This window comes from Orientia chuto str. Dubai, assembly GCF_000964595.1.
In the GTDB taxonomy this organism is placed as follows: domain Bacteria; phylum Pseudomonadota; class Alphaproteobacteria; order Rickettsiales; family Rickettsiaceae; genus Orientia; species Orientia mediorientalis.
Genome location: NZ_LANP01000022.1, coordinates 1 through 22183, shown reverse-complemented (window position 1 = coordinate 22183; position 22183 = coordinate 1). Strand labels below are relative to the sequence as shown.

Genomic DNA, 22183 nt, shown 5'->3' with positions numbered 1-22183 from the left:
ATTTTTAATGTAATCCACATGCCCAGGACAATCTACAAGAGCATAATGCCTTTTCTTACTTATAAACTCTACATGTGCTGTTTGTATTGTAATCCCCCTAGCTTTCTCTTCTGGAGCTGAATCAATCTCACCATATCCTTTTACTTTTATAGCCCCATTACTAAGTTCTGATGCTACCATGCTTATCGCTGCTGATAGCGATGTTTTACCATGATCAACATGCCCTATTGTCCCTATATTACAATGTGGCTTATCCCTACAATATGCTTCTGCCATAACTTTTATATAAATCCTTTTTTTACATAATAAAGTATATTATGTTTAATATACAAAATTAATTTACAAAATTAATTAACTAAATTTCAAACCAACAATAAGCCTTTTGGAGCGGATGATGGGAATCGAACCCACGCCACCAGCTTGGAAGGCTGGAGCTCTACCATTGAGCTACATCCGCAACTCTTCAAGCATAACCATGGTGGAGGGAGTAGGATTCGAACCTACGTACGCTCGCGCGGGCAGATTTACAGTCTGCTGCCATTAACCTCTCGACCATCCCTCCTAAAAATACCTTAATTTTTAGCTATTGTACCCCAATGAAAAACCTAATAGATAACAAAGACTAAAAAATCTAAAGTCATTTAGCTAAAAACATGATTTAGTAGTTTCTATAACAATTGCTTGATTCTGTCAAGAAATATTATTTAATAATCATAAATTATTATAAAACAATTATTTTGTTTAATAAGTCACAAGTTATGGCTAATAAAAAATCATACTATATATTTGGTATACATGCATCATTAGCAGCGTTAAATAACCCTCTCAGAATAATACAAAATGTTTATTGCACTGAAGCATGCTTTTCGTCTTTATCAAAATCAATTCAAAAGCATAATTATAAGATAGTTACAGCTAAATTTTTGTACCAGCTGCTAGGAAATAAAACTGTTCATCAAGGAATAGCTGTTAATACCATACCATTAACAATCAGTGGTATCAAACATATAAATTTAACTAAAGAAAAATATAAAATTGCAATTTTAGACCAATTGTTAGACCCTCATAATTTAGGTTCAATAATCAGATCAGCAGTTGCATTCGACATATCAACTATTATTTTACCTGAAAAAAATTCTATAGAGGAGAATAGTACTGTAGCTAAAATAGCAGTTGGTACATTAGAGAATATAAATTTAGTCAAGGTAAAAAACTTACATAGCACTATTAACTACCTAAAAGAGAATGGATTTTGGATTATTGGATTAGATGTTAGCGCTACCAGTGAACTTATAGAACAATCCTTCCATCCAAAAATAGCATTTGTTTTAGGCTCTGAAAATAAAGGGTTAAGAAAATTAACACGTCAACAATGTGATTTCCTAATTAAAATTCCAATATCCCCTAAGACTGAAAGCTTAAATGTTGCAGGAGCAGCAACAATAATTTTTTATGAAAGCTTTAAATTTTTTATGCAAAATATATAATTACAAGCAATAATATTATTTAGTTATTTACCGAAATGCTAGTATAATTCGAATTAAGTTTTAATAATCAGGAAATAATTATGGCAAATATCATGCATAAAGAACACATATTAGATGATGTACTTAATCTAATTAATAAAACTCATGGCAAAGGCTCAATTATGAGAGGTAATCAAAGACCTGTCGATAAAGTACATGTTATCTCTAGTGGATCGCTGTGTATAGATATTGCTTCAGGAATAGGAGGATATCCTGCAGGCAGAATTATTGAAATCTTTGGTCCAGAATCATCCGGAAAAACAACGTTAGCTCTTCATGCTGTAGCAGAATGCCAAAAAAAGGGAGATGATTGTGTTTATATTGACACTGAGCATGCATTAGATCCAGACTATGCAGAAAAACTAAAAGTTAATACTAATAAGCTGCTTATAGCCCAACCTGATACTGGTGAGCAAGCTCTAGAAATTGCTGATACACTAGTTAGATCAAGAGCAATTAAATTAATAGTTGTAGATAGTGTTGCCGCTTTAGTACCTAAAGCAGAACTAGAGGGCGAAATAGGCGACAGCAATATAGGATTACAAGCTAGATTAATGAGTCAAGCATTACGAAAATTAGTTGCATCAGCATCAAAAACTAATTGCACAATTATTTTTATCAATCAAATTAGAATGAAAATTGGCATTATGTTTGGCAGTCCAGAAACTACAACTGGAGGAAACGCATTAAAATTTTATGCATCCATTAGAATAGAAATCAGAAAAATTAGCCCTATCAAAGATAAAGAAGAAGTTATCGGCTATCAAACAAAAGTTAAAATTGTAAAAAATAAACTTGCTCCACCTTTTAAAGTTGTTGAGTTTGATATCATATATGGATTAGGAGTTTCAAAAGATGGCGAAATAATAGATTTAGGAGTTAAATTAGGTATTATTGAAAAAGCAGGTGCATGGTTTTCATACAAAGAGAATAAAATTGGCCAAGGTCGAGAAAATGCCAAACAATATCTTAGAGAGAACCCTAATATAGCTCTAGAACTTGAACAACAAATCAGACAAAAATCTGGTATCATACAAACAGTTACTATTAATGAAAATGAACCTAAAACTGATTTAGATATAGCAGAAAAAAATTAATAATGTTAAATTTTACTAACCAAAATATACTTATTACAGGTGCATCTGGTAGCATAGGTAGAGCATGCAGTAAATTATTTCATCAATTAGGAGCAACAGTAATAATTTCTGGTACCAAAGATGAAAAATTAACTGAACTAAAATCAGAATTAAATGAAAGATGTACTATAAGAAAATGTAATGTCTTAGATTATCAAGACTGCAACAGCATGATTAAAGAAATACCAAAACTTGATGTGTTAATATGCTGTGTTGGTATTACTTGCGATCAATTAGCAATAAAAATGGATATTTCAAAATTTGAAACAGTAATTTCTGTCAATCTAACATCAACCTTTGTCTTAAACAAAGCAGCAATAAAAAAAATGGTTAAAGAACACTACGGCAGAATAGTAAACATATCTTCTGTTGTAGCAATTAGTGGAAATTCAGGCCAAGCAAATTATTGCGCATCAAAGGCTGGCATCATCGGAATGAGTAAAGCATTAGCATTGGAAGTAGCAAATCGAGGTATAACTATTAACGTTATAGCTCCAGGATTCATTATATCCAACATGACAAATACACTTAGTGAACAACAAAAAACGGATATATTATCTAAAATTCCAATAAATAGATTTGGAAATCCAATAGATGTCGCAAATGCAGCAGCCTTCTTAGCTAGTAGTCAAGCTGCATATATTTCTGGGCAAACTTTACATGTAAATGGAGGCATGGTTATGGTCTAAATTTAGAATTTTTAGTAGCATTAATTTACAAATTATGGTAAAAAGATGCTACTTTTACTAAAATTAAATCTCACATTTAGTAATGTGATAGTTTATTCTTTAATTAAATTTTAGGCATTATTTATATGAGCAAAAATGACACTAATAAGTTACTGCATACAGTATCATCTATACAAGATGATTATTCAATGAATAAAAATGATACAGTAGCTTTAAAAAAAGAATCAACTACTAATAATTTAAGGCAGGATGATATCTTAAAAGCTGAAATACAACAAGAAATCATTGACATAGTAGCTACTATAGGCAGAATAAAGGATAAATCAACTATTTCTAATAGCACTAATCTTTCAAGCCTAGGACTTGATAGCCTTGATCAAACTGAAGTTATGTTAGTTATTGAAGATAAATTCAGGCATTCTATACCAGATGAAGCAGCTTCCAAATTAAGAACCATACAAGATATTGTAGAATATATACTTCCATATAAAAAAAGCATGGAAAAATAAAAATTAGATTTTTTTAATATTCAAAAATTTTATAAAATCACTTAACTAATACCACTTAAGCAAAATAACAAATGAATGATAGAAGAGTAGTCATTACTGGAATAGGTATGATAACTCCTTTGGGTACTAATGCTAAGGTCTCATGGCAAAATCTTATAAAATGTGAAAGTGGTATCACACAAATTCATAGATTTGACACTTCTAATTTAAAATGTAAAATTGCTGGGTTAGTCCTATATGATGATAAGCTAACAATTTATAGTCCTAGAGGAGATGAGTTACTAGTAGATTTTACAAACAAAAAGCATGATCTTTTTATTCAGTATGGCATTATTGCTGCCCAGGAAGCTATAGAAGACAGCGGAATTGATCTTAATATAAATGAAGAAATTAAAGAAAATATAGGAGTGATTATTGGAACTGGTATGGGAGGAATTCAAACAATAGCAGATAATGCTATTAGTCTATATACTGGTAATAAAATAAGTACTTATTTTATTACCTCAAGCCTATCAAACTTAATATCAGGACATATTTCTGTAATGTATGGATTTCGAGGCCCAAATCAATCAGTAACATCTTCCTGTGCTACAGGAGCCCATGCTATTATCGATGCAGCTCGTATGATAAAATGTAATGAAGCTAATGTAATGATTGCAGGAGGATCAGAAGCAATAATTTCAGATATTGCTATAACTGGATTTAATGCAATTAAAGCTTTAAGTACAAGATATAATGATAACCCAAAAGCAGCTAGCCGGCCTTGGGATCGAAATCGAGATGGTTTTGTTATGTCTGAAGGAGCAGGAATAGTAGTTATAGAAGAATTAAAACACGCCAAAAAACGTGGAGCAAAAATATATGCTGAATTAAGTGGTTACGGATTAAGTAGTGATGCATATCATATTACTTGCCCTCACCCAGATGGAATTGGTGCTAAAGCAGCCATGTTAAAAGCAATAAAAAATTCTAAAATTAACATCAAAGATATTAATTATGTCAATGCTCATGCTACTTCAACTAAAAAAGGAGACTTAATAGAATTAAATGCCATTAAAAATCTAATTTTAAAAGAAAATTATAAAACTGCTATCTCATCAACTAAATCTTCTACAGGCCACTTGCTTGGAGCAAGCGGTAGTGTTGAAGTCATATTTACAGCCCTAACATTGAAAAATCAAGTTATACCAGCAACACTAAACCTTGATAATCCTATAGAAGAGGCTAAAGATATTAACCTAGTACCAAATATACCTCAAGAATGCAAAATAAATTATGCACTTAGCAACTCTTTTGGTTTTGGTAGTACTAATGTTAGTATAGCACTAACAAAATTCATCTAAAGTTATTAAACAAAAAATTATAAAAAATAATCTACTAGCTTGAAATTTTAATCTCGAATTAAAAACCTAAGAAGTTATGCATTCTTCTATTCAACTTAAAAAAGGTTTAAGCATGAAAAGTTGGAAGTTACAGCACACAAATCTGATCAAATATTCAATAAACGCTTGTAAGTGGAGAAATACAGAAAATAGTTAACTATAGTGGAGAAACTGCATATTTAGTTCCAAGAAAAAGATATTTTAAACATCATCGTAAAGTTAGTAAAGGCACAGCACTACTTATAGTATTAATAGCTATAACAACTAATAGCTGCTATGTAAAAGATAATTCTGATGAAAGTGCCTTTTTTCCACATTCATTAGTATGTCTACCCGGTAATTTATTGGCTAGAAATTCTGCTTGATTTTGTTTGCTTAGAGATGGCTTCAGTCGATATAGCCTATTTAACCGAGTTTAATCCTTATTATTTCAAAGTATAGCAGCGCTTATCAGGACTGTACAGATGATTATATGGGTTAATAAATCAAAAATATATACTATCCACTATGCATTTCATTTCCTAAACATAAGTCCATAGCTGATCATTCCCACTCTGTAGACCTTTTACCTGCTTCTAAGTTGATAATCGCTTGCTTATTATTTACTTTATGCAATCCTTCCTCAACCTGACGAAATTAAGCTATACTATATACTATTTAATGGTGCTATTCTAAATTTCAGCAATTAAGTTAAAAATCAATTTTTAGTTTAAAACTTGCGACGTAATATTACTTGTGATCTTTTAAGACTGTTAGCAATATTGACAAATAATTCTTATATAGTTACAGTTAATGGTTGAATATTAACTAAATAAATCAACATACATGCTAATAGCAGATTTGATGAAGTTTATAAGTTAAGAAAAATTAACTTTTTTATACTTCTTTTGAAGTCTATATTTTTTAGTACAAAATGTGCTAAGTAATCTATAACTCTTAAAGTAAAAATATAGCAGTAATATTTTTTAAAAATTAAGTGCCAATTTTTAATAAAAAAAACTTGAGCTTACAGTTTTAAAATTAATAAAATCTTAAATACTTAAACTTTAGAAGGTGATAGCATTAAGATTATAGAAGTGTTTAGCTAAAAGATCTCTGGGATATTATACAAGAATATATTCAGAATCTTTAATGGATAAGCACTATATAGTAGCCCGCAGGTATCTCCAAAGCTTCAGTGCTATACTAAATAAGGATATAAAATAGTAGATATTACTAGAAAAAAATCCAATTAATAAATAAAAAGGCACCAAGAAAAATCAAGTAATAGATATATAACAATATAAGAAAAAGGCTTTATTTCTAAAAATATTAAAAGAGAAAGCAGATGATATAATAAGAGATTTTGCTTATATAGCCTTCTTTACTATGGTATACAAAAAAAAATTAATTCTAGAATTATGATATAAAATTGAGGTTTTATATAAGATTGTATGTAATATATGAAAATTATAACTGACTTATACAATAGTTTCTTTGGTAATTTTTCTTAGAGCTGTATTGTATATTCTAGATCATTTAAGCTTAATGTAGGGAATTATATAGCTTAAAATTATATTGATGCAAAAAAGAATAAAAAAATACTAGGAGTATATGGCGGATAGAGTGGGATTCGAACCCACGGTACAATTTCTTGTAGCGCCGGTTTTCAAGACCGGTTCCTTAAACCGCTCGGACATCTATCCAAGCTTTGATATATCAGATAATTAAAAATAAGGCAAGGAAAACTATATAAATATTGTATAATATTACTTGCGCTTAGCTTCAGGTTTAAATATCGTGTAGCTAGCAAGTTGTAATATTGATTTTATTGATTAGCATCAGTAATAGTTTAATGTTAAAAAATTTTACAGAATATTATGGGAACTAAACTCAGTAATCTTATATCAGTAGACATAGGTAGTAGTAAAATTGCAGTTATAGCTTCTTATATTGAAAATAACAGCTTAATTAATATAGTAAGCCAAGGCTTTTACTATTCGACAGGAATTAAATCTGGCATTATTACTGATTTTAAAAAAGTTGAAAACAGCCTTGTTAGCGCAGTATATAATTTAGAAAAAGATCTTGGTAAAACTATCAACGTGTTACTATTTCTTTATCAAATGCTGGAACAAAATCTTACTATACTCATAGCAAAATTAAAATTGCGTCACAATATGTAACTAAGCAGGATATTATTAAACTTCTATCTAAAGCGCTATATAATTTTAAAATACAGAACCAAGAAGTAATACACTATTTTCCTATTGAATTTTTTCTTGATGATAACCATTCTGTTCAAGATCCAATCGGAATGTATGGTAAAGAGTTAGGGTGCAGATTACACTTTATAAGTGCTAATTCTAATGTGCTATTAAACCTTATTAACTGTCTTGCAAAATGTCAGATAGAAGTACAAGAAGTTGTTTTATCAATTTATGCTTCTGCTTTAGCTTGTTTAACTGAAGATGAAAAAAATTTAGGTGCAATAATAATTGATGTTGGAGCTCAAACTACTTCATTTGGAGTATTTTTTGATGGTAAGCTATTGTATAGCGGAAACTTAGCTATTGGAAGTTGGCATATTACTTCTGATATTGCAAAAGTACTATCATTAAACATGAAAGTATCTGAAAAGTTAAAAGTATTATATGGCTATGCCATGACTAGCATGATCACTAAAGATAGTGTTGTTAATTTTGAAGATCTTGATCATGAAACTAATTACAGTGATACTAAGTCTAGTATTACCATTTCTCAGTTATCAAAAATTATCCAACCAAGGGCTGAAGAGATATTAGAGTTAGTAAAAATGGAATATGATAAAATAGGAGTTGACTATTTAATCTCTCGTTGTATAGTATTAACTGGTGGTGGAGCAGTTTTGCGAGGGTTTAAAGAATTAGCTAGTAAGATTTTCGATAAATACGCCAGAATTGGAATTCCTCATTTATTGCCTGGATTAGCAGAAAATTGTAATCCCAGCTCTTATTCAGCTGTAATAGGGGTTATTCAATACTATGCTAATAAGCAGTATAAATTTTCTAATGATTCAGATAAATTAAAACAGGGGTGGTTTAAACAAGCGATACTATGGTTAAGGGAGAATATAAGGGTGTGGCATAGTTTATTTTTTTCTATTTATAACATTTTTTAATATTCAAGTAGTTGGTGCTAACCCGTGGATACCTGAAATTGGAAAATATAATATTTTTATTACTTATAGTCCTACAGATCCTAGGCTTAATGAGTCTTGTAAAGCGCTATATGAACAACAATTATTACACAATAATGAAGTATTAGAATACAATCGAGCTCTTCATAAGGATATTTCATCATCTTTAAGCAAAGTGCAATCTATACATTATAAAATTATTGCTAATCTTAATGAAAAAATACAAGCTCAACGAGCTGACGTTAAACTACTACAACAATGGGAAATATTGATGTTGCTTGAAGATGGCATGTATAGCCCCTTGGGAGATGAAGGAGTAAAACAAGCAAAAAAAATAATGGCTAAAAGAGCTGATAGCAGTCCAACTTCACAGTTAGCATTTAATGCAATTGATAACTTAAAAATTAGTTTAACTAATCTAGAAGCTGCATTAGTTGATCCTATGAATATGAGCGAAGAGTCAAAACGATTACTAAAACAAGATTTAAAAAATACTATTAATATTATTCTAGGGCTACAGAATAGTAATATTCAAGATGAAATAGATATTAGACAGTTAATTTATAAACTAAAGTTTAAGGTAAAGAATCTAGCAGATGATAATACTAAATACTATCCTACTAGCACAATAGCTATTAATATAGAATGTGGTATTCTGTCTAATTTAGCTTTAGGATTGAATTTTTATTGTCAGCAGATGCCAGGTTTTGTTAGTGTCAAGGCTGGTAAGATTATCGATTTTAAATTGCTAGCTAAATTGCAACTATATAAAAGTAACAAAATTCTTATAGCAATTCAGCCTGTGTTTGCTTTTAAATTTGATACAAAGTTAGAAGCTAAACAACAATTCAATGAACTTCACTTACTAGCAGCTTATATTTATCGTCTACACTCAATAAAATTAATACATATAGTTGAACTTGGTGGAGCAACAGAATTTGGTAATCAGTCATTAAATGATTATATCATAAGATGGAACACTAGCTGTATCGCAGAATTTAAAAATGGTTTTAAAATTATGGTTCAAAGAAATTATTATATTTATCAAAACAACAATCAAGATACTATAATTCGTGACCAAGCATCTATTGCCCAATCAATATACAGTAACAAAAAATATGAATTAGAATTGTTATTTCAGTTTGGCATATTTATAGAACGCTATAGAGGTTATAAAGGCCTTAATGGAAAAGGATTAGTAGCAGGTTTATGGATAAAAAATTAGATTCTATATCAATTGATAATTTTATTTGCAATATTCAGTCTGATAATACAGATAGCTTGGAATTTTTATTAGTCAAAGGAATAGCTACCGAAAGCGATTTATTAAATATAATTCAGAAAAAATGCAAGATTGAAATTATTAGTTCTGCACAGCTTATAAAATATAATGTACTTGATTACATCAAACAAAGTGAGTATTGCCACAAACGATACTTATTGTGTACTGACATTAATAAAAATAGGATAATAGTATTGAACAATTATACTCCTTCAAAAATAAAATTAATTGCCAAATATTTTTCAATATACTCTGTTAAGCTAATTGGTAGGGAAGATTTTTTTGCTCTTATAGATTATTCTTTTAAAAGATTAAATATAGCAAAATCTAAATATCTACTTGATTTGCGTAATAATAATGTCAACGCTAAAAATATTAACTATGTTTTATTTACTGGAAAATTTATCCTAATTTTAGGATGTTTTCATCAACTCTCCAGAGAAGGATTTTTATTTGTAATGCACTTATTATACTTTACGCATGGTCTTCTAAAGATATTTTTATTCAAGATAGCCATGTTAAGATATCAGCTTTATTTAACTAGCTTATATTATAGTGTAGAAATTCTTCCTTTTTACAGCATTTTAGTTCCTTTATATCATGAAGTAGAAAAACTTAAAGATATTATTAAAGCAATAGAGTTACTTAATTATCCTAAAAATAGACTTGAAGTAAAAATTATTCTTGAAGAAGATGATATATACACTATGCTTGAACTATCTACAATGAGCTTAGCTCACTATTTTCATGTCGTTAAAGTACCTTTTTCATTTCCACAAACTAAGCCTAAAGCACTAAATTATGCAATGAATTATATTGTTGGAGAATATGTAACTGTATATGATGCTGAAGATGTTCCAGAACCTGATCAGTTGTTAAAAACAATATATCATTTTCAGAACTTGCCACCTAATTATCAATGTATACAAGCTAAAATTAATTTTTATAATAAAAATGAGAATTTGTTAACCAAATTAATGAGTATAGAATACTGTTTGTGGTTTGATTTTTTTTATATGGCTTAACATGTTTAGGATTGCCAATAACTTTAGGTGGAACTAGTAATCATTGTCAAGTAAAGATGCTAAAATCTTTAGGTTACTGGGATGCTTACAACGTTACTGAGGATGCTGATTTAGGATTAAGAATTTATATTGCTGGATTTAAAACAGCAGTTATTGACTCTTATACTTATGGTGAAGCTGTGATTGATTGCAAAGGATGGCTACATCAAAGATCTAGGTGGATTAAGGGATTCATTCAGACTTCTTATGTTTTTATGAGTTATAATAAGAACATAAGAAGCAACCTAGGATTGTGGCCAAATATTTGTATCTGTATTTTTATATTGTTTTCACCTTTTATGTTTTTGTTTATTCCGCTATGGTTTATTAGTGGTATAATTGATAGTGAATCCATATTAGGAACAATATTGTGGTATAATATGCTTTTTTCATTAGCTTATATGCATGTAATGTCTTGGATAGCATTGTGTAAAATTAATGAGCATTGGAGTAATCTTAAATTGCAGGACATAGTGTGTTTTATAATTTGGCCGTTGTATTCAATATTACATGTAATAGCTAGTTATAAAGCTATTTTTGAGCTATGTGTTAAGCCTTTTAAATGGAATAAGACTAAACATGGAGTTAGCCGCATTAAAAATATAACGTTAAATTAAAAATTATATAATATTAAGTATGAAAACTAACACACTTTTTAAGCAGGTATTTAAGTATTTATTACTAGCATTAAATATAATAATGTGTGCTTTCATTATATTTATTATTGCTTTTAACTGCTTCAACCTTGGAAAGATAAGATATGTTAAACCCAATGTAGAATTATATACTTTTTCTGAATAAAGCTTAATAGCTTAGTTAAAATTTGAAATACATTTATAGAGGCTAACCCAGTTAATGTAGCATCGCCTTATTAAACTTATATGCTTAACTTTTTTGTATAGACTAAGCTTGTGGTACCCATGGCCGGACTTGAACCGGCAAGGACTACTGTCCCACGGATTTTAAGTCCGTTATGTCTACCATTCCATCACACGGGCTAAACATCTAATATAGTTATAAATACTAAGAAGATGATAGCCAGATATTTACTAAAAAGCAAGATATTTTTGCAATTAGTAATCTTTTTCTCTAAACCTATTTATTATACTATGCCTGCAGCGCAGTACAATAAATAGAATCTTCTCCTGCGAGATGAACATTATTATTAGTATCAAGCAAAATTGAAGAAGCATCTCTTTCTAAAGAGTTATAATTAACTATCTCTGCAGCATCTATCAGCATTGAAAAATCATTTTCAGCTATAGTTTCGTTTGCATTTTCCTTTCTTTCTATACTTACAAAGCTATTTAAACTGGAATTATCATCTTCTACTTTATGCATTGTAAAATTTTCAACACAATTTTTCCATTTATTAATTTCTGCATCTAATGGCTCTTGTTCATATACATAATCAATAGCTGCATTAACAGCAGCTTTACATCCAAAAAGTCCTAATTTTGTTATTGCTGCGCTAAGCTTAATACCACCATATGCACAGTTAACACCATCTGAGAAAGCTTGTCCTAATGCTTTGCCTTCATCTTTGTTATATAAGTTGAATAATATTCCTCCCGCAGCAGCAATATTCGGATTTGCTGTTACATACTGTATGCCTATAGGCACTGCAAACTGAGATACTGATTTTGCAAAATTAGACACTGAGCAAGTATCATGGTTTTCAGTATTATCAGTTTTGCTAGCATCATGCATAGCATTTTTAAGGTTGTTATAATCATTTATCACGCCATGAGCTAGTAGCTTAGCATCTTGAAAAGCGTAAGCAGCTTTAGATACGCAATTATGCGTTTCTCTTGAAAATAATTTACGGGCTAATTTAAACATAATATACCTTGATTTATTTATGAATTTATATTAATTAAATACAAATAATTATTTATATTCAGTTAATATATATTATACAGATGTTAATGTCAACATACAATGTATATAAAGCAGACAAAAATATTACACATATTATATGTATTTTGTGATATACTTAAAATTGGAAACCATCTTAGTAAGTATGAAAGCTCTGTACTTATTTTAACCACTATAATAGAATGATTATTTATTCTACTTTACATAATAAATGCTCTATAACTAACTTCAGTAAATTTTTACTTGTCAATCAACTTTAATTAATATCAATTACATTTAATCAAACCTTAAGTATAAATAACTTTAACAAAAAAATTAGGTCAAGATTTACATGATATTAATCACTATACAACGTTTGATATTAGCTCAGAATTCTTTTTGCTAAAAATTGCAAATTGCAAAAAGAATTAAAAATTAATTTTTTTACTTATAAACTTCGTAAAATCCGCTATTAACTATGTTTACTTAACTGTAGCTGTGTTTAAGTGTTGCTATCAGATAAAAAAATCACAAGTAATACCACATCGAAAATTCCAAAACTACGTTTTAGCAAATAGATTTCTTAGAGTTTTTTGAAACTATGTTCAATTATGCATCAAATGAGAATCAATAGAAAAGTAACACTAATGTATTGCGACGAGAGAGGAAAAAAATATAAGTTTTGGTGAAAAAATATGGCATATTATACCACAAATTAAGAAATAAAGACTTAAAATAATAGCTTTAGAGATTAAGTAATAATAAAGCTAACATGTATTTATGCTAGCCTTAATTTAATCAGAAATTATATAAGTGTAGTTATTGAAAGTATGAAAATATCTGATAAAAGTATGTATTTTACCAAAAAATAATTTAATAGATACTTTGATAAACATAGATAATATTATTTACTGATATTTGGAGGAAAAAGCTATTTAAAATTGTTTTCTAATCTTCATAATTGAGGACTAAAGTTGGTAGCTAGATTATGAAATGCTTTCATTATATATTATCTTTCTTTTGTTGCTTATTGCCTTAATACTACTAAACCTTCTGTTAATTCTAAATTTCTTAATCTAAAACTAATGTTATAAAAATAATTGCAGTGTTTAATTAATTAGTGTAATATCTATCTCAATTTGAAGTTGAACGCGCTCATTGAACCTGAATAGTTAATATGTTCAGTATGCTTAACTACGATGGCGCTAACATTAAAATCTATAAAAAGCAATTCTAGTAAATTAAATAATTCTGAAGGTAAATCATGCATAAGTTACATGAAGCTATTGTAGACGATAATGTAGAAGCTGTACAAAATATTTTAGAGAAAGACCGCACCGCAGTTAAGGTATCATTATATGAAGGCAACAGTCCATTACATCTAGCAGTTAAATTTAAACGAGCAAAAATTATTGATGTTCTATTATCTTATAATGCTAATGTTGCATCACAAAATAAAGACGGAGATACTCCACTACATCTGGCTACCGATAGCAAAGATCATTCAACTATAATGCAATTCCTTGGATCCAGTACTAGTAGTAGTGCTGTTAATTTGCAAAATAGCATTGGTCGTACTCCTTTACACTTAGCCTCTATAAGATCTACTTTCCGGGAGCCAGAAGAAAAAGTGGTGGAAAGTATTATCGAAGAATTATTACAATGCGGAGCTAATATTGATCTAGCAGATAAGGATGGTCGAGAACAGCTTTACACCATATTATAACGCAGTGCGATCAGCCTGAACTAACTAAAGCATTATTAAAACATAATGCTAATGTTAATTTACAAGATGTTACTGGCAACACTACTTTAAACTTAGCCGCAGGAGCGCACAGTAATAGCGACTCTCTAGCTAAGATGTTATTGGAACGAGGAGCTGATGCTAGTATAGTGAATAAAACTGGAGATACGCCTCTGAATGTAGCTATGGATCGTAACCGGAGCACAAATGAACAAGCAGACTTGCTTAAACTATTAGTTCATCATATCGTTAAGTCAGAACATGCAGGTAATAAAGCAAGTGATCTAGAGGGCTGTATAAAAAATAGAGCCCTTATACAACAGTCGGACATCTTAATGACACACAGACAGGTAAGCGAGAAAGAAATAGAAGAACTGAAAAATATTAAAGTTGGCTCAAATAAAAATATGTTTAGTGCTTTTCTTATCTAAGAAGATGCTAATCAATTAGCAAAATATATACAAGATCCTGCAGTTCAAGGCATTTATAACTGTGCTATAGAAAAATTTCCTATATATGGAGGTCATGTTAAAGAGCATATTATAGAGCAAGGAATAACTAGATACCAGCTGTTATGTGGAGCAATTGAGTCAATTGATGCCGCATGTGAGGAAAAAAATGATGATCATTCTAAGCCACAACATGCAACTTGGGGTGGTATACCAATTGAACTGAAGCAGAAGATAGTAAAGCATTGAAGTAATGAAGATTTATTAAAAACTCAACAAGATAAGAAAGCCACTTTGAAGAGTAAAAGAAGCATGAGCATTTAGATAGCAGTTGTAATTTTAAGAATAAGTGAAAAAAGTGATCTTTGATATAAAAACCTCAGTGTTGAATTAGGGAATTTAAAATTAATATAAGGTTTATAGCAGAATTAAGGCAATGCGCAACAAGAAGCAATATATGAACGAAAGCATTCCATATTGAACGGTATCTTGTATGTTTGAGATAAAAAGAAACCTTTTAATACATTGACTAATAAATTATGAATCAATATAATGGAATTCATGTATTCTTTATTAAGAAACTACCTTCTTATTAAATAAAATTTTATGGGGATGTAGCTCAGTGGTAGAGCATCTGCTTTGCACGCAGAAAGTCGGGGGTTCAATTCCCTTCATCTCCACCATGTTGCTATATAAGCAGCATCGTATTGGCAATAAGTATTAATCTAAATTGTAGTTTCATATATCAACTATTGTTAGCTAGATATAGACTCAGACAGTTTTATACAGCCTATAAAGCCTTAAAATAACTTTTACTATAACTTCTCTATTGCTTATTTAGTCAAATATTGAAATATGGTAGGCTCGAATATGCACAATTATACCGCGCTATATGGAATGTTTTTTTCATCCATTTATCTTCTTTGGTTGCGCATTGCCTTAATATGCATAAACCCTTTTATATTAATTTCAAATTCTTAATCTATAAAACTGAAATATTAATTAAGGCTAAAAATTAGTTCCTATAGATATCATTCCGGCATGAGCAATATATTTTTTCGTTAAGTAAGCGTTATATGAAATACCAAACTTAATCAAGTTATATTCTATATCTAATCTGGTCCCTAGCTGATAATAAGTGTTATATATACAACCACAATTATCTAACATATTATAATCAACAAACCCATAAAACTCGGTTTCTACCTTTATATTATTGTTATTATGAATAATCGGATATTTTATAGTAGCACCAACTATACCTTCTAAAGTCTTATTGCAACTATTCTCTATAATTATATTGTTAGATAGTTTACAATTTGATGTTCCAAAATAAGTGGAGCCAATACCAATAAATGGCACCAAATCTAATTTTGGCTGACTTATAAGGTGATAACCTACTATGAGATTACCATAGTAACTTGTATTATTCATACCAGCAGAAGGTGTATACACATACTGATATTTATTTTTACCAATGTAATTGGCAAACCCTATTATTCCTTGTACAAATAAATTTTTTTTAAAATAATATCTACTACCTAAAGATAATGAGTATATTGTACCTTTTGTTTTTTTTAATATTCTACTATCATACTGTGCATTAAGATTTAAATATGCTCCAATAATGCCAATAATAATTCTATCATTTAACTGTTTATTAGCTCCGATAAATATACCATTTATAACAGCACTATATTCTTGAATTTGTTTGTATTGTTGTTGATTCGCACAAAAAAAAGATGGCTCAACCCAAATATTCCAGTTTTTACCAATATTTGAACCTGAACTTATAATACCATACTTTTCTTCTGTTGTTATACTATTAGATAACTTATTTTTTAAAGCACATATTATAGCATTAAGCATAGTGTTAAGCAGTGGAACAGGCTGCTTTAAATTTTTCGGCAGCAAAGTCGTTGTTTTTGCATATTTTCCTTGTACTGTACTATGTTGTTTTTCCTGCTGTCCTAGTACATACTGTAGCTTTGCCTGCAGTTGTTGCAATTGTATCCTTAGTTGGTTATTTTGTTGGCGTAAGTGATTATCTTCTGCTCGCAAAACAGCATCAGCTACTAGAACTTCTTCTAGTTCTGCCTCCAATTGCCTTAATCTCATTTGTAATTGATGGCTTTTTTGCCATAAACGCTCATTATCTTCATTTTTTGCTGTTATTTCTGACATTAGCCACTCTATATGTTGAGTCTGGGAGTTTATATTAGGTTTATTTATTAAATTTTTGGAAGCAGCAGTTTTTTGCTCCAGTATAAGCATTAAATTATAAACTTTTTTTATATCTTCCTGTAAGCTAGCTCTTATTTCTCTAACATCATGTACATCCAAATTTAGATTACCAGCAGCATCTAATATACCAGTATCTTCAGAAATATCATTTACTTGCAGACTTTTATCTTCAGAAATATCATTTACTTGCAGACTTTTATCTTCAGAAATATCATTTACTTGCAGACTTTTATCTTCAGAAATATCCTCTATTTGCAGCCTTTCATCTCCATCTACTTGCAGCTTTTCTAACTCTGGAATAATACCTTGAACAATACTTATTGTTAATACTATTATAAAAAAAAATAACACTGCATTAATCAGAGAAGGAATATACTTTTTTGTCATAATATATATAGTTAATTATTTTAACCCGTAATTTATACCATATTTTAACTCAATCTATACAATATGTTAATCAAAATTAATTTAAAAGCTAAATTACTATTGTAATCAATATTAAGTCATGTTATAATAAAATAAATTTAAGTTAACTATCTAGTGGAATTAAAATCATGGCTAAGCATCATGAATATATAGATAAAGCAAATCATTTTATTGGAAATAAAATATATACTGTAAGGTTGGAACAAAAAATATCACGCAACCATTTAGCTGCTTCTATCGGTGTTACACATCAGCAGTTGCATAAATATGAAAAAGGAATTAACCGTATTTCTATAGGAAGGTTACTACTAATCGCTAAAGCTTTAAACAAAAATGTAGATTTTTTCTACGACGGTGCTGATATTTAAGTTTAAAATTATATTAATATATGTTTACCATTAATATTAGTAATAGGCAAATAAAGTTAATTTTTTAAATTAACTTTATTTATTTTATTTAAGCATTTTGAGTTAAATTTACAATTTAAACATTAAATCTAAAGTGAATAATGTCACCATCTTGTACTATATAATCTTTACCTTCAATTCTCAATCGCCCATGCTCTTTAGCTTTTAATTCACCGCTATATTTTATATAATCTTCATAAGATATAACCTCAGCCTTAATAAATCCTCTTTCAAAATCAGTATGAATTACTCCAGCTGCTTGAGGAGCTAATGTACCTTTAACAATTGTCCATGCACGTGCTTCCTTAGGACCAACAGTAAAATAACTATTCAAATCAAATAATTTGTAACAAGATCTAATAATTCTATTTAATCCGGTTTCTTTTAACCCCCAGATATTGAGATAATCTTTTTTTTCCTCTAAGTTGTTTAAAGCAGCAATTTCTGATTCAATGCTAGCTGAAATAATAATAACATCTGATTGATTCGACATATTATCTTGTACATTTTGATACCAAGCATTACCAGATATAACCTCATGTTCTAGAACATTACAAACATATATTATTGGCTTAGTAGTAAGCAAATGTAGGCGATCAAACTTTTGCTTATTATCACAATATGATAATAGCTTTCTTACTGGTTGCCCATTACGCAAAATTTGTTGAGCCTGATATAACAGTTCTATTTCTTCTTTAGATTGCAAATCCCCACCTCTAGATTTTTTTTCTAAAGCGGGCAATCTCTTTTCTATAGATGCAATGTCTGCTAAAATAAGTCAAGTTCAATAATTTCAGCATCACGAACTGGATCAATGCTGCTATATACATGAGCAATATCTGAAACATCAAAACATCTTAAAACATGGATAATTGCATCTGCTTCTCTAATATGAGATAAAAATTTATTACCCAATCCTTCTCCAGAGCTAGCACCTTTTACAAGACCAGCAATATCCACAAACTTAACATAGGTGGGAATTATACTTTGCGAGCCAGCTATATTAGCTAAATTTTGTAGCCTATCATCAGGTACAGCAGCAATACCAACGTTAGGTTCAATTGTACAGAAAGGATAATTTCCAACAACTGCAGACTGAGTAGCAGTTAAAGCATTAAACAACGTGGATTTTCCTACATTCGGTAGTCCAACTATTCCATATTTTAGTTCCATTTTTATAATTAATTTTTTATCTTTAGCATAAATTTACTTAGTTGCTTTTGCACTAATAGTTCAAAATTTTTAGCAATTTTTTTAGCTATAGGATATAATATTGTTAATTCTGTAGCTGGGAAATCAGACAATACATAGCCTGCAACTGATAGATGATCTGAAATAGGTCTACCAATACCGATCTTAATTCTTAAATAACTTTCTCCAATTGCATTGCTGATAGATTTTAATCCATTATGTCCTCCGCTACTACCACCTACCTTTAGCTTTACAGAACCTAAAGGTAAGTCAATATCATCATGAATAACAATTATGTCGTGATTTTGTAATTTATAAAAATCCTTTACTAATAAAACTGCTATCCCAGAAAGATTCATATAAGTTAATGGCTTTATAAGAATAATTTTTTGCCCTAAAAGCGATATTTTAATAATTTCAGACCTATACTTGGTACTCTTATTAAAAATAAAATTATTATGAAAAGCAATTTGATCTAAAATAATATAACCAGCATTATGCCTTGAATTTGCATACTCCCTGCCAGGATTACCAAGTCCTACTATTAACACTACTTATTTATCAGTACCACTTTTTACAGCATCTTCATCATCTTTTTCTTGTTTGCCAGATTTTCCAATAATAGAAGCTACTACATAATCCGCATTACTCTTTGCCAAAGTACACCCTTCAGGTAATTTTATTTGTGATATCTTAATAGAAGCTCCAACTAAAACATTAGCAATATCACACTTGATACATTGAGGGATTTTATCTATTGGACATAATAAATCGACATACCTTTTAACAATATTTAAATAACCGCCTCGCTTAATTCCTAATGATCTTTCTCTTCCCTCAAATGAAATTGGAACTTTAACTTTTTGGATAGAGGTTCCAACTAATATAAAATCAATATGATTTATTAATTCAGTTACGGGATGCAGCTGCACTGCCTTAGGCAATACTTTAAATGTTTGATTATCAGCCTGAAACTGTATTACTGTTGAGCTAAAAAAAGGCCTTCGATATAATTTTGCGACTTCTTTTTCTAAAGTAAAAATATGAATTGGAGTAATCCCATTTTTATATATTACTCCTGGAACCTTACCTTGACGGCGTAAAGCGCGCGCTGCAGCAGTACCAACGTCCTGACGCAACTGCCCTACTAGTGTAAGTATTTCACTCATTATTAAATTTCTCCAGAGTTTTTCCATGTAATAATATGGTTAAAACTTAATAAATTCAAGTAATAATTCTAAATTATTACCATCAGACATTGTAATATATCCGGAAGAAATTAATTGAAGAGTAGAGCTTTATATTTAACAATACATACTCAATAGAGTAGATTATCCTCTCTAAATGAACAGTACTATTTTGAATTAATAGAAGGTTTAATATGCTTAAGTAAATAAGTAACTAAGAAAGATAATACTATGAAACAAAAGTATTTCATATTAAGCAGTGTCTTGGTTAGATATCAAAAGAACCATTTAATACACTGAATACAGTTTCAATAATTGAACGTTTACATAGCAAATTTTTTCAACTAAAGACAAGAGGTTACTCTTCAGATTTTTCTTAATACTAGTTACCAAATTTAATCTTTAATATTATAGGGATCAGAAAAAAAAAAATTCTTATTTTAATAGCCTTTATCATCAAATGACAAACCATTAATATACTTTTTATGTAGAAATATGAGCCATATTATCTATATTTCCTTTAATTAGTTTAAGGCCTTAGATTTCAACTTATTCATTAATTGATAAATGTAATTTTTAATCTCAAAACTAATCTTTACTAGTTTTGCTGCTAAGGTCTGTAACATTACCAAACATTGTATATTTTCAGAAGCTCATTTGGAAAGGATAGACAGTAATGGATATAGAGTCTAAATGCCAGTAGCTTTACATAGTTTATATTCTGGCTTTTAGTGCAATAAAAAGCTATATTAAGATTAGGCTTATATAATTGTAAATGGCTCGTATATTTAAAGCTTTTACAATAGACTAATGTCTAATAATTTAGAATCTCTGAATAGTTTATTTCAAGTATTTTAATAGGCTTTCTTAGTATTTAGATAAATACTATTAATTCATTGTGATTACTACTTTTAATAAAAAATAATCTATAAAACACAATATAGGGCTGCTATATCTTTTTTTGAAATTCTCATTTGGATAAATTTTTTTAATCTTTCATTATATAGCTAAACCACTATAAAACAGTTATGTTATATACTTTTCGAACAGGGTGTCTACGTCACAATGATATTTCATTCTTCTAGATTTAGCTTGAAACCATTTTTTTCAATAGGATTTAAATCAGGAGAAAAGGGGGTAAATTACTCTATGCCCTGCTTTTTCTAGCATAGTTTTTTAATACGGGCTTTTATGAAAACTTGCATTGTCCATCACAACTACAGAATTATTAGGTAATTTCGATATTAAATCATGTTTTACCCAACCGTTAAATAATATTACAGTCAAAATTGATACGGTTAGCAGCGATTTATTATGTGCCTATAACTCTTTTTGACGGATGTCAATCATAAATTCCATAACATCTCATGCCTTCATATCTGTGAGTTCTAGGAGCACTATAAACAAAACCGCTCTCATAGACAATAACCTTTCCTTTATACCTTTTTATCTTATCTTGAAATTCTAATCTCTCTTCTTCTTTTGCCTTCAGGTGTTGTAAAGTTTTTTTTATACGTTCAACCTCTTTAATGCTTTTTGTATACCAGATTTATTTACTCCTAGCCACTCAGCTCTTTCATATTGGTATGCGTCACTATATTGTGACACTCTTTATCAATAGAAATTTTTGTTGGAGCTCTGTTTCTATTCTCTAACGGCAATCTTACTCCATACAAATACTTTTCTCCAAAACGTTTTGATACTCATTCAAAGCTCATTTTCTCTCTTTCCCTTATAGCCTTTTTTCTAAAATCTATCTAATATGTTATACTAATTTCATTGCATCTTATTATTACTAACTGTTTTATACTAGTTTCGCTATATAATAACATAGTAACTTTAATAAGATGACAATACTATTCAAAGAATATTAAGATTAGATTCATATAATTATAAATAGCTCATATAATGATATTTAATTTAAGGATGATGA

The 22183-nt window shown here is 29.5% G+C and carries 16 protein-coding genes, 5 tRNA genes and 4 pseudogenes; 15 read left to right on the top strand and 10 right to left on the bottom strand.

Features of this window, described 5'->3' with window-relative positions; genetic code table 11:
* The 3 genes from OCHUTO_RS03675 to OCHUTO_RS03665 form a co-directional block, all read right to left on the bottom strand.
* Positions 1-276, bottom strand: a 276-nt coding sequence (locus tag OCHUTO_RS03675; protein WP_045797459.1) for a GTP-binding protein, incomplete at its 3' end; no start/stop codon positions are given.
* Positions 277-383: 107 nt separating this feature from the next.
* A tRNA-Gly gene (locus tag OCHUTO_RS03670) sits at positions 384-457 on the bottom strand.
* 19 nt (positions 458-476) lie between these two features.
* Positions 477-562, bottom strand: a tRNA-Tyr gene (locus OCHUTO_RS03665).
* 175 nt (positions 563-737) lie between these two features.
* Between OCHUTO_RS03665 and rlmB the strand changes: the two genes are divergently transcribed.
* The 6 genes and pseudogenes from rlmB to OCHUTO_RS05425 form a co-directional block, all read left to right on the top strand.
* Positions 738-1487, top strand: a complete 750-nt coding sequence (rlmB, locus tag OCHUTO_RS03660) for a 23S rRNA (guanosine(2251)-2'-O)-methyltransferase RlmB (protein WP_232296986.1) — start codon at positions 738-740, stop codon at positions 1485-1487.
* Between the two features lie 80 nt (positions 1488-1567).
* A complete protein-coding gene (gene recA / locus OCHUTO_RS03655; protein ID WP_045797457.1) occupies positions 1568-2623 on the top strand; it encodes a recombinase RecA in 1056 nt (351 codons plus the stop codon).
* A gap of 2 nt (positions 2624-2625) precedes the next feature.
* Positions 2626-3351: a 3-oxoacyl-ACP reductase FabG gene (gene fabG, locus OCHUTO_RS03650; protein ID WP_045797456.1), complete on the top strand. Its 726-nt coding sequence runs from the start codon at positions 2626-2628 to the stop codon at positions 3349-3351.
* Between the two features lie 125 nt (positions 3352-3476).
* The gene (locus OCHUTO_RS04905) at positions 3477-3860 is read left to right on the top strand and encodes an acyl carrier protein (RefSeq protein WP_052694647.1); all 384 of its coding nucleotides are present in this window, start codon (positions 3477-3479) and stop codon (positions 3858-3860) included.
* 71 nt (positions 3861-3931) lie between these two features.
* Positions 3932-5203 carry a beta-ketoacyl-ACP synthase II gene (fabF, locus tag OCHUTO_RS03640; RefSeq protein WP_045797455.1) on the top strand — a complete coding sequence of 424 codons (1272 nt, stop codon included), beginning with the start codon at positions 3932-3934 and terminating at the stop codon, positions 5201-5203.
* Positions 5204-5548: 345 nt separating this feature from the next.
* A pseudogene (locus tag OCHUTO_RS05425) lies at positions 5549-5671 on the top strand (TraU family protein); the annotation flags it as partial.
* Between the two features lie 1165 nt (positions 5672-6836).
* Here OCHUTO_RS05425 and OCHUTO_RS03635 read toward each other — a convergent pair.
* Positions 6837-6927: transfer RNA gene (locus OCHUTO_RS03635), tRNA-Ser, on the bottom strand.
* Positions 6928-7101: 174 nt separating this feature from the next.
* Between OCHUTO_RS03635 and ftsA the strand changes: the two are divergent.
* The 4 genes and pseudogenes from ftsA to OCHUTO_RS06045 all read left to right on the top strand — a co-directional run bounded on the left by ftsA (position 7102) and on the right by OCHUTO_RS06045 (position 11362).
* Positions 7102-8381: pseudogene (ftsA, locus tag OCHUTO_RS03630) on the top strand (cell division protein FtsA).
* 193 nt (positions 8382-8574) lie between these two features.
* Positions 8575-9624, top strand: a complete 1050-nt coding sequence (locus OCHUTO_RS03625; protein ID WP_045797454.1) for a hypothetical protein — start codon at positions 8575-8577, stop codon at positions 9622-9624.
* On the top strand, positions 9609-10706 hold the full coding sequence (locus OCHUTO_RS06565; protein WP_232296984.1) for a glycosyltransferase: 1098 nt from the start codon (positions 9609-9611) through the stop codon (positions 10704-10706). Before OCHUTO_RS03625 ends, OCHUTO_RS06565 begins: the two co-directional genes overlap by 16 nt.
* Positions 10707-10717: 11 nt before the next feature.
* Complete coding sequence (locus OCHUTO_RS06045) at positions 10718-11362, top strand: glycosyltransferase family 2 protein (RefSeq protein ID WP_198139661.1); 645 nt, start codon at positions 10718-10720, stop codon at positions 11360-11362.
* 295 nt (positions 11363-11657) lie between these two features.
* Here OCHUTO_RS06045 and OCHUTO_RS03615 read toward each other — a convergent pair.
* Positions 11658-11743 (bottom strand) — tRNA-Leu (locus OCHUTO_RS03615).
* A 109-nt stretch (positions 11744-11852) separates the two neighbouring features.
* Positions 11853-12587 (bottom strand): hypothetical protein, encoded by a 735-nt coding sequence (locus tag OCHUTO_RS03610; RefSeq protein WP_045797453.1) that lies wholly within the window; start codon positions 12585-12587, stop codon positions 11853-11855.
* Positions 12588-13866: 1279 nt separating this feature from the next.
* Here OCHUTO_RS03610 and OCHUTO_RS03605 point away from each other — a divergent pair.
* The 4 genes and pseudogenes from OCHUTO_RS03605 (at position 13867) to OCHUTO_RS03595 (ending at position 15478) form a co-directional block, all read left to right on the top strand.
* Positions 13867-14328, top strand: a complete 462-nt coding sequence (locus OCHUTO_RS03605) for an ankyrin repeat domain-containing protein (RefSeq protein WP_045797452.1) — start codon at positions 13867-13869, stop codon at positions 14326-14328.
* Positions 14322-14777, top strand: coding sequence for an ankyrin repeat domain-containing protein (locus OCHUTO_RS03600; RefSeq protein WP_084215390.1), 456 nt, complete (start codon positions 14322-14324; stop codon positions 14775-14777). Before OCHUTO_RS03605 ends, OCHUTO_RS03600 begins: the two co-directional genes overlap by 7 nt.
* 24 nt (positions 14778-14801) lie before the next feature.
* Positions 14802-15044 (top strand): annotated as a pseudogene (locus OCHUTO_RS07125) (PRANC domain-containing protein); the annotation flags it as partial.
* A 359-nt stretch (positions 15045-15403) separates the two neighbouring features.
* Positions 15404-15478: transfer RNA gene (locus tag OCHUTO_RS03595), tRNA-Ala, on the top strand.
* 325 nt (positions 15479-15803) lie between these two features.
* On the opposite strand, the gene OCHUTO_RS03590 is transcribed toward OCHUTO_RS03595, so the two are convergent.
* A complete protein-coding gene (locus tag OCHUTO_RS03590; protein ID WP_045797450.1) occupies positions 15804-17426 on the bottom strand; it encodes an autotransporter outer membrane beta-barrel domain-containing protein in 1623 nt (540 codons plus the stop codon).
* Positions 17427-17593: 167 nt separating this feature from the next.
* Between OCHUTO_RS03590 and OCHUTO_RS03585 the strand changes: the two genes are divergently transcribed.
* A complete protein-coding gene (locus tag OCHUTO_RS03585) occupies positions 17594-17833 on the top strand; it encodes a helix-turn-helix domain-containing protein (protein ID WP_045797449.1) in 240 nt (79 codons plus the stop codon).
* Between the two features lie 115 nt (positions 17834-17948).
* Here OCHUTO_RS03585 and ychF read toward each other — a convergent pair.
* From ychF to OCHUTO_RS03570, 3 genes and pseudogenes are all read right to left on the bottom strand, one after another.
* Positions 17949-19045, bottom strand: a pseudogene (gene ychF, locus OCHUTO_RS03580) (redox-regulated ATPase YchF).
* A gap of 8 nt (positions 19046-19053) precedes the next feature.
* Complete coding sequence (pth, locus tag OCHUTO_RS03575; protein WP_045797448.1) at positions 19054-19614, bottom strand: aminoacyl-tRNA hydrolase; 561 nt, start codon at positions 19612-19614, stop codon at positions 19054-19056.
* Between the two features lie 3 nt (positions 19615-19617).
* Positions 19618-20232, bottom strand: a complete 615-nt coding sequence (locus OCHUTO_RS03570; RefSeq protein WP_045797447.1) for a 50S ribosomal protein L25/general stress protein Ctc — start codon at positions 20230-20232, stop codon at positions 19618-19620.
* Positions 20233-22183: the final 1951 nt, after the last annotated feature.

Bases quoted from the DNA above. Each gene is read 5' to 3' on its own strand.
- recA (WP_045797457.1), top strand. From the start codon at position 1,568: ATGGCAAATATCATGCATAAAGAACACATATTAGATGATGTACTTAAT.
- fabG (WP_045797456.1), top strand. From the start codon at position 2,626: ATGTTAAATTTTACTAACCAAAATATACTTATTACAGGTGCATCTGGT.
- OCHUTO_RS04905 (WP_052694647.1), top strand. From the start codon at position 3,477: ATGAGCAAAAATGACACTAATAAGTTACTGCATACAGTATCATCTATA.
- fabF (WP_045797455.1), top strand. From the start codon at position 3,932: ATGAATGATAGAAGAGTAGTCATTACTGGAATAGGTATGATAACTCCT.
- OCHUTO_RS06565 (WP_232296984.1), top strand. From the start codon at position 9,609: ATGGATAAAAAATTAGATTCTATATCAATTGATAATTTTATTTGCAAT.
- OCHUTO_RS03610 (WP_045797453.1), bottom strand. From the start codon at position 12,587: ATGTTTAAATTAGCCCGTAAATTATTTTCAAGAGAAACGCATAATTGC.
- OCHUTO_RS03605 (WP_045797452.1), top strand. From the start codon at position 13,867: ATGCATAAGTTACATGAAGCTATTGTAGACGATAATGTAGAAGCTGTA.
- OCHUTO_RS03590 (WP_045797450.1), bottom strand. From the start codon at position 17,426: ATGACAAAAAAGTATATTCCTTCTCTGATTAATGCAGTGTTATTTTTT.
- OCHUTO_RS03585 (WP_045797449.1), top strand. From the start codon at position 17,594: ATGGCTAAGCATCATGAATATATAGATAAAGCAAATCATTTTATTGGA.
- OCHUTO_RS03570 (WP_045797447.1), bottom strand. From the start codon at position 20,232: ATGAGTGAAATACTTACACTAGTAGGGCAGTTGCGTCAGGACGTTGGT.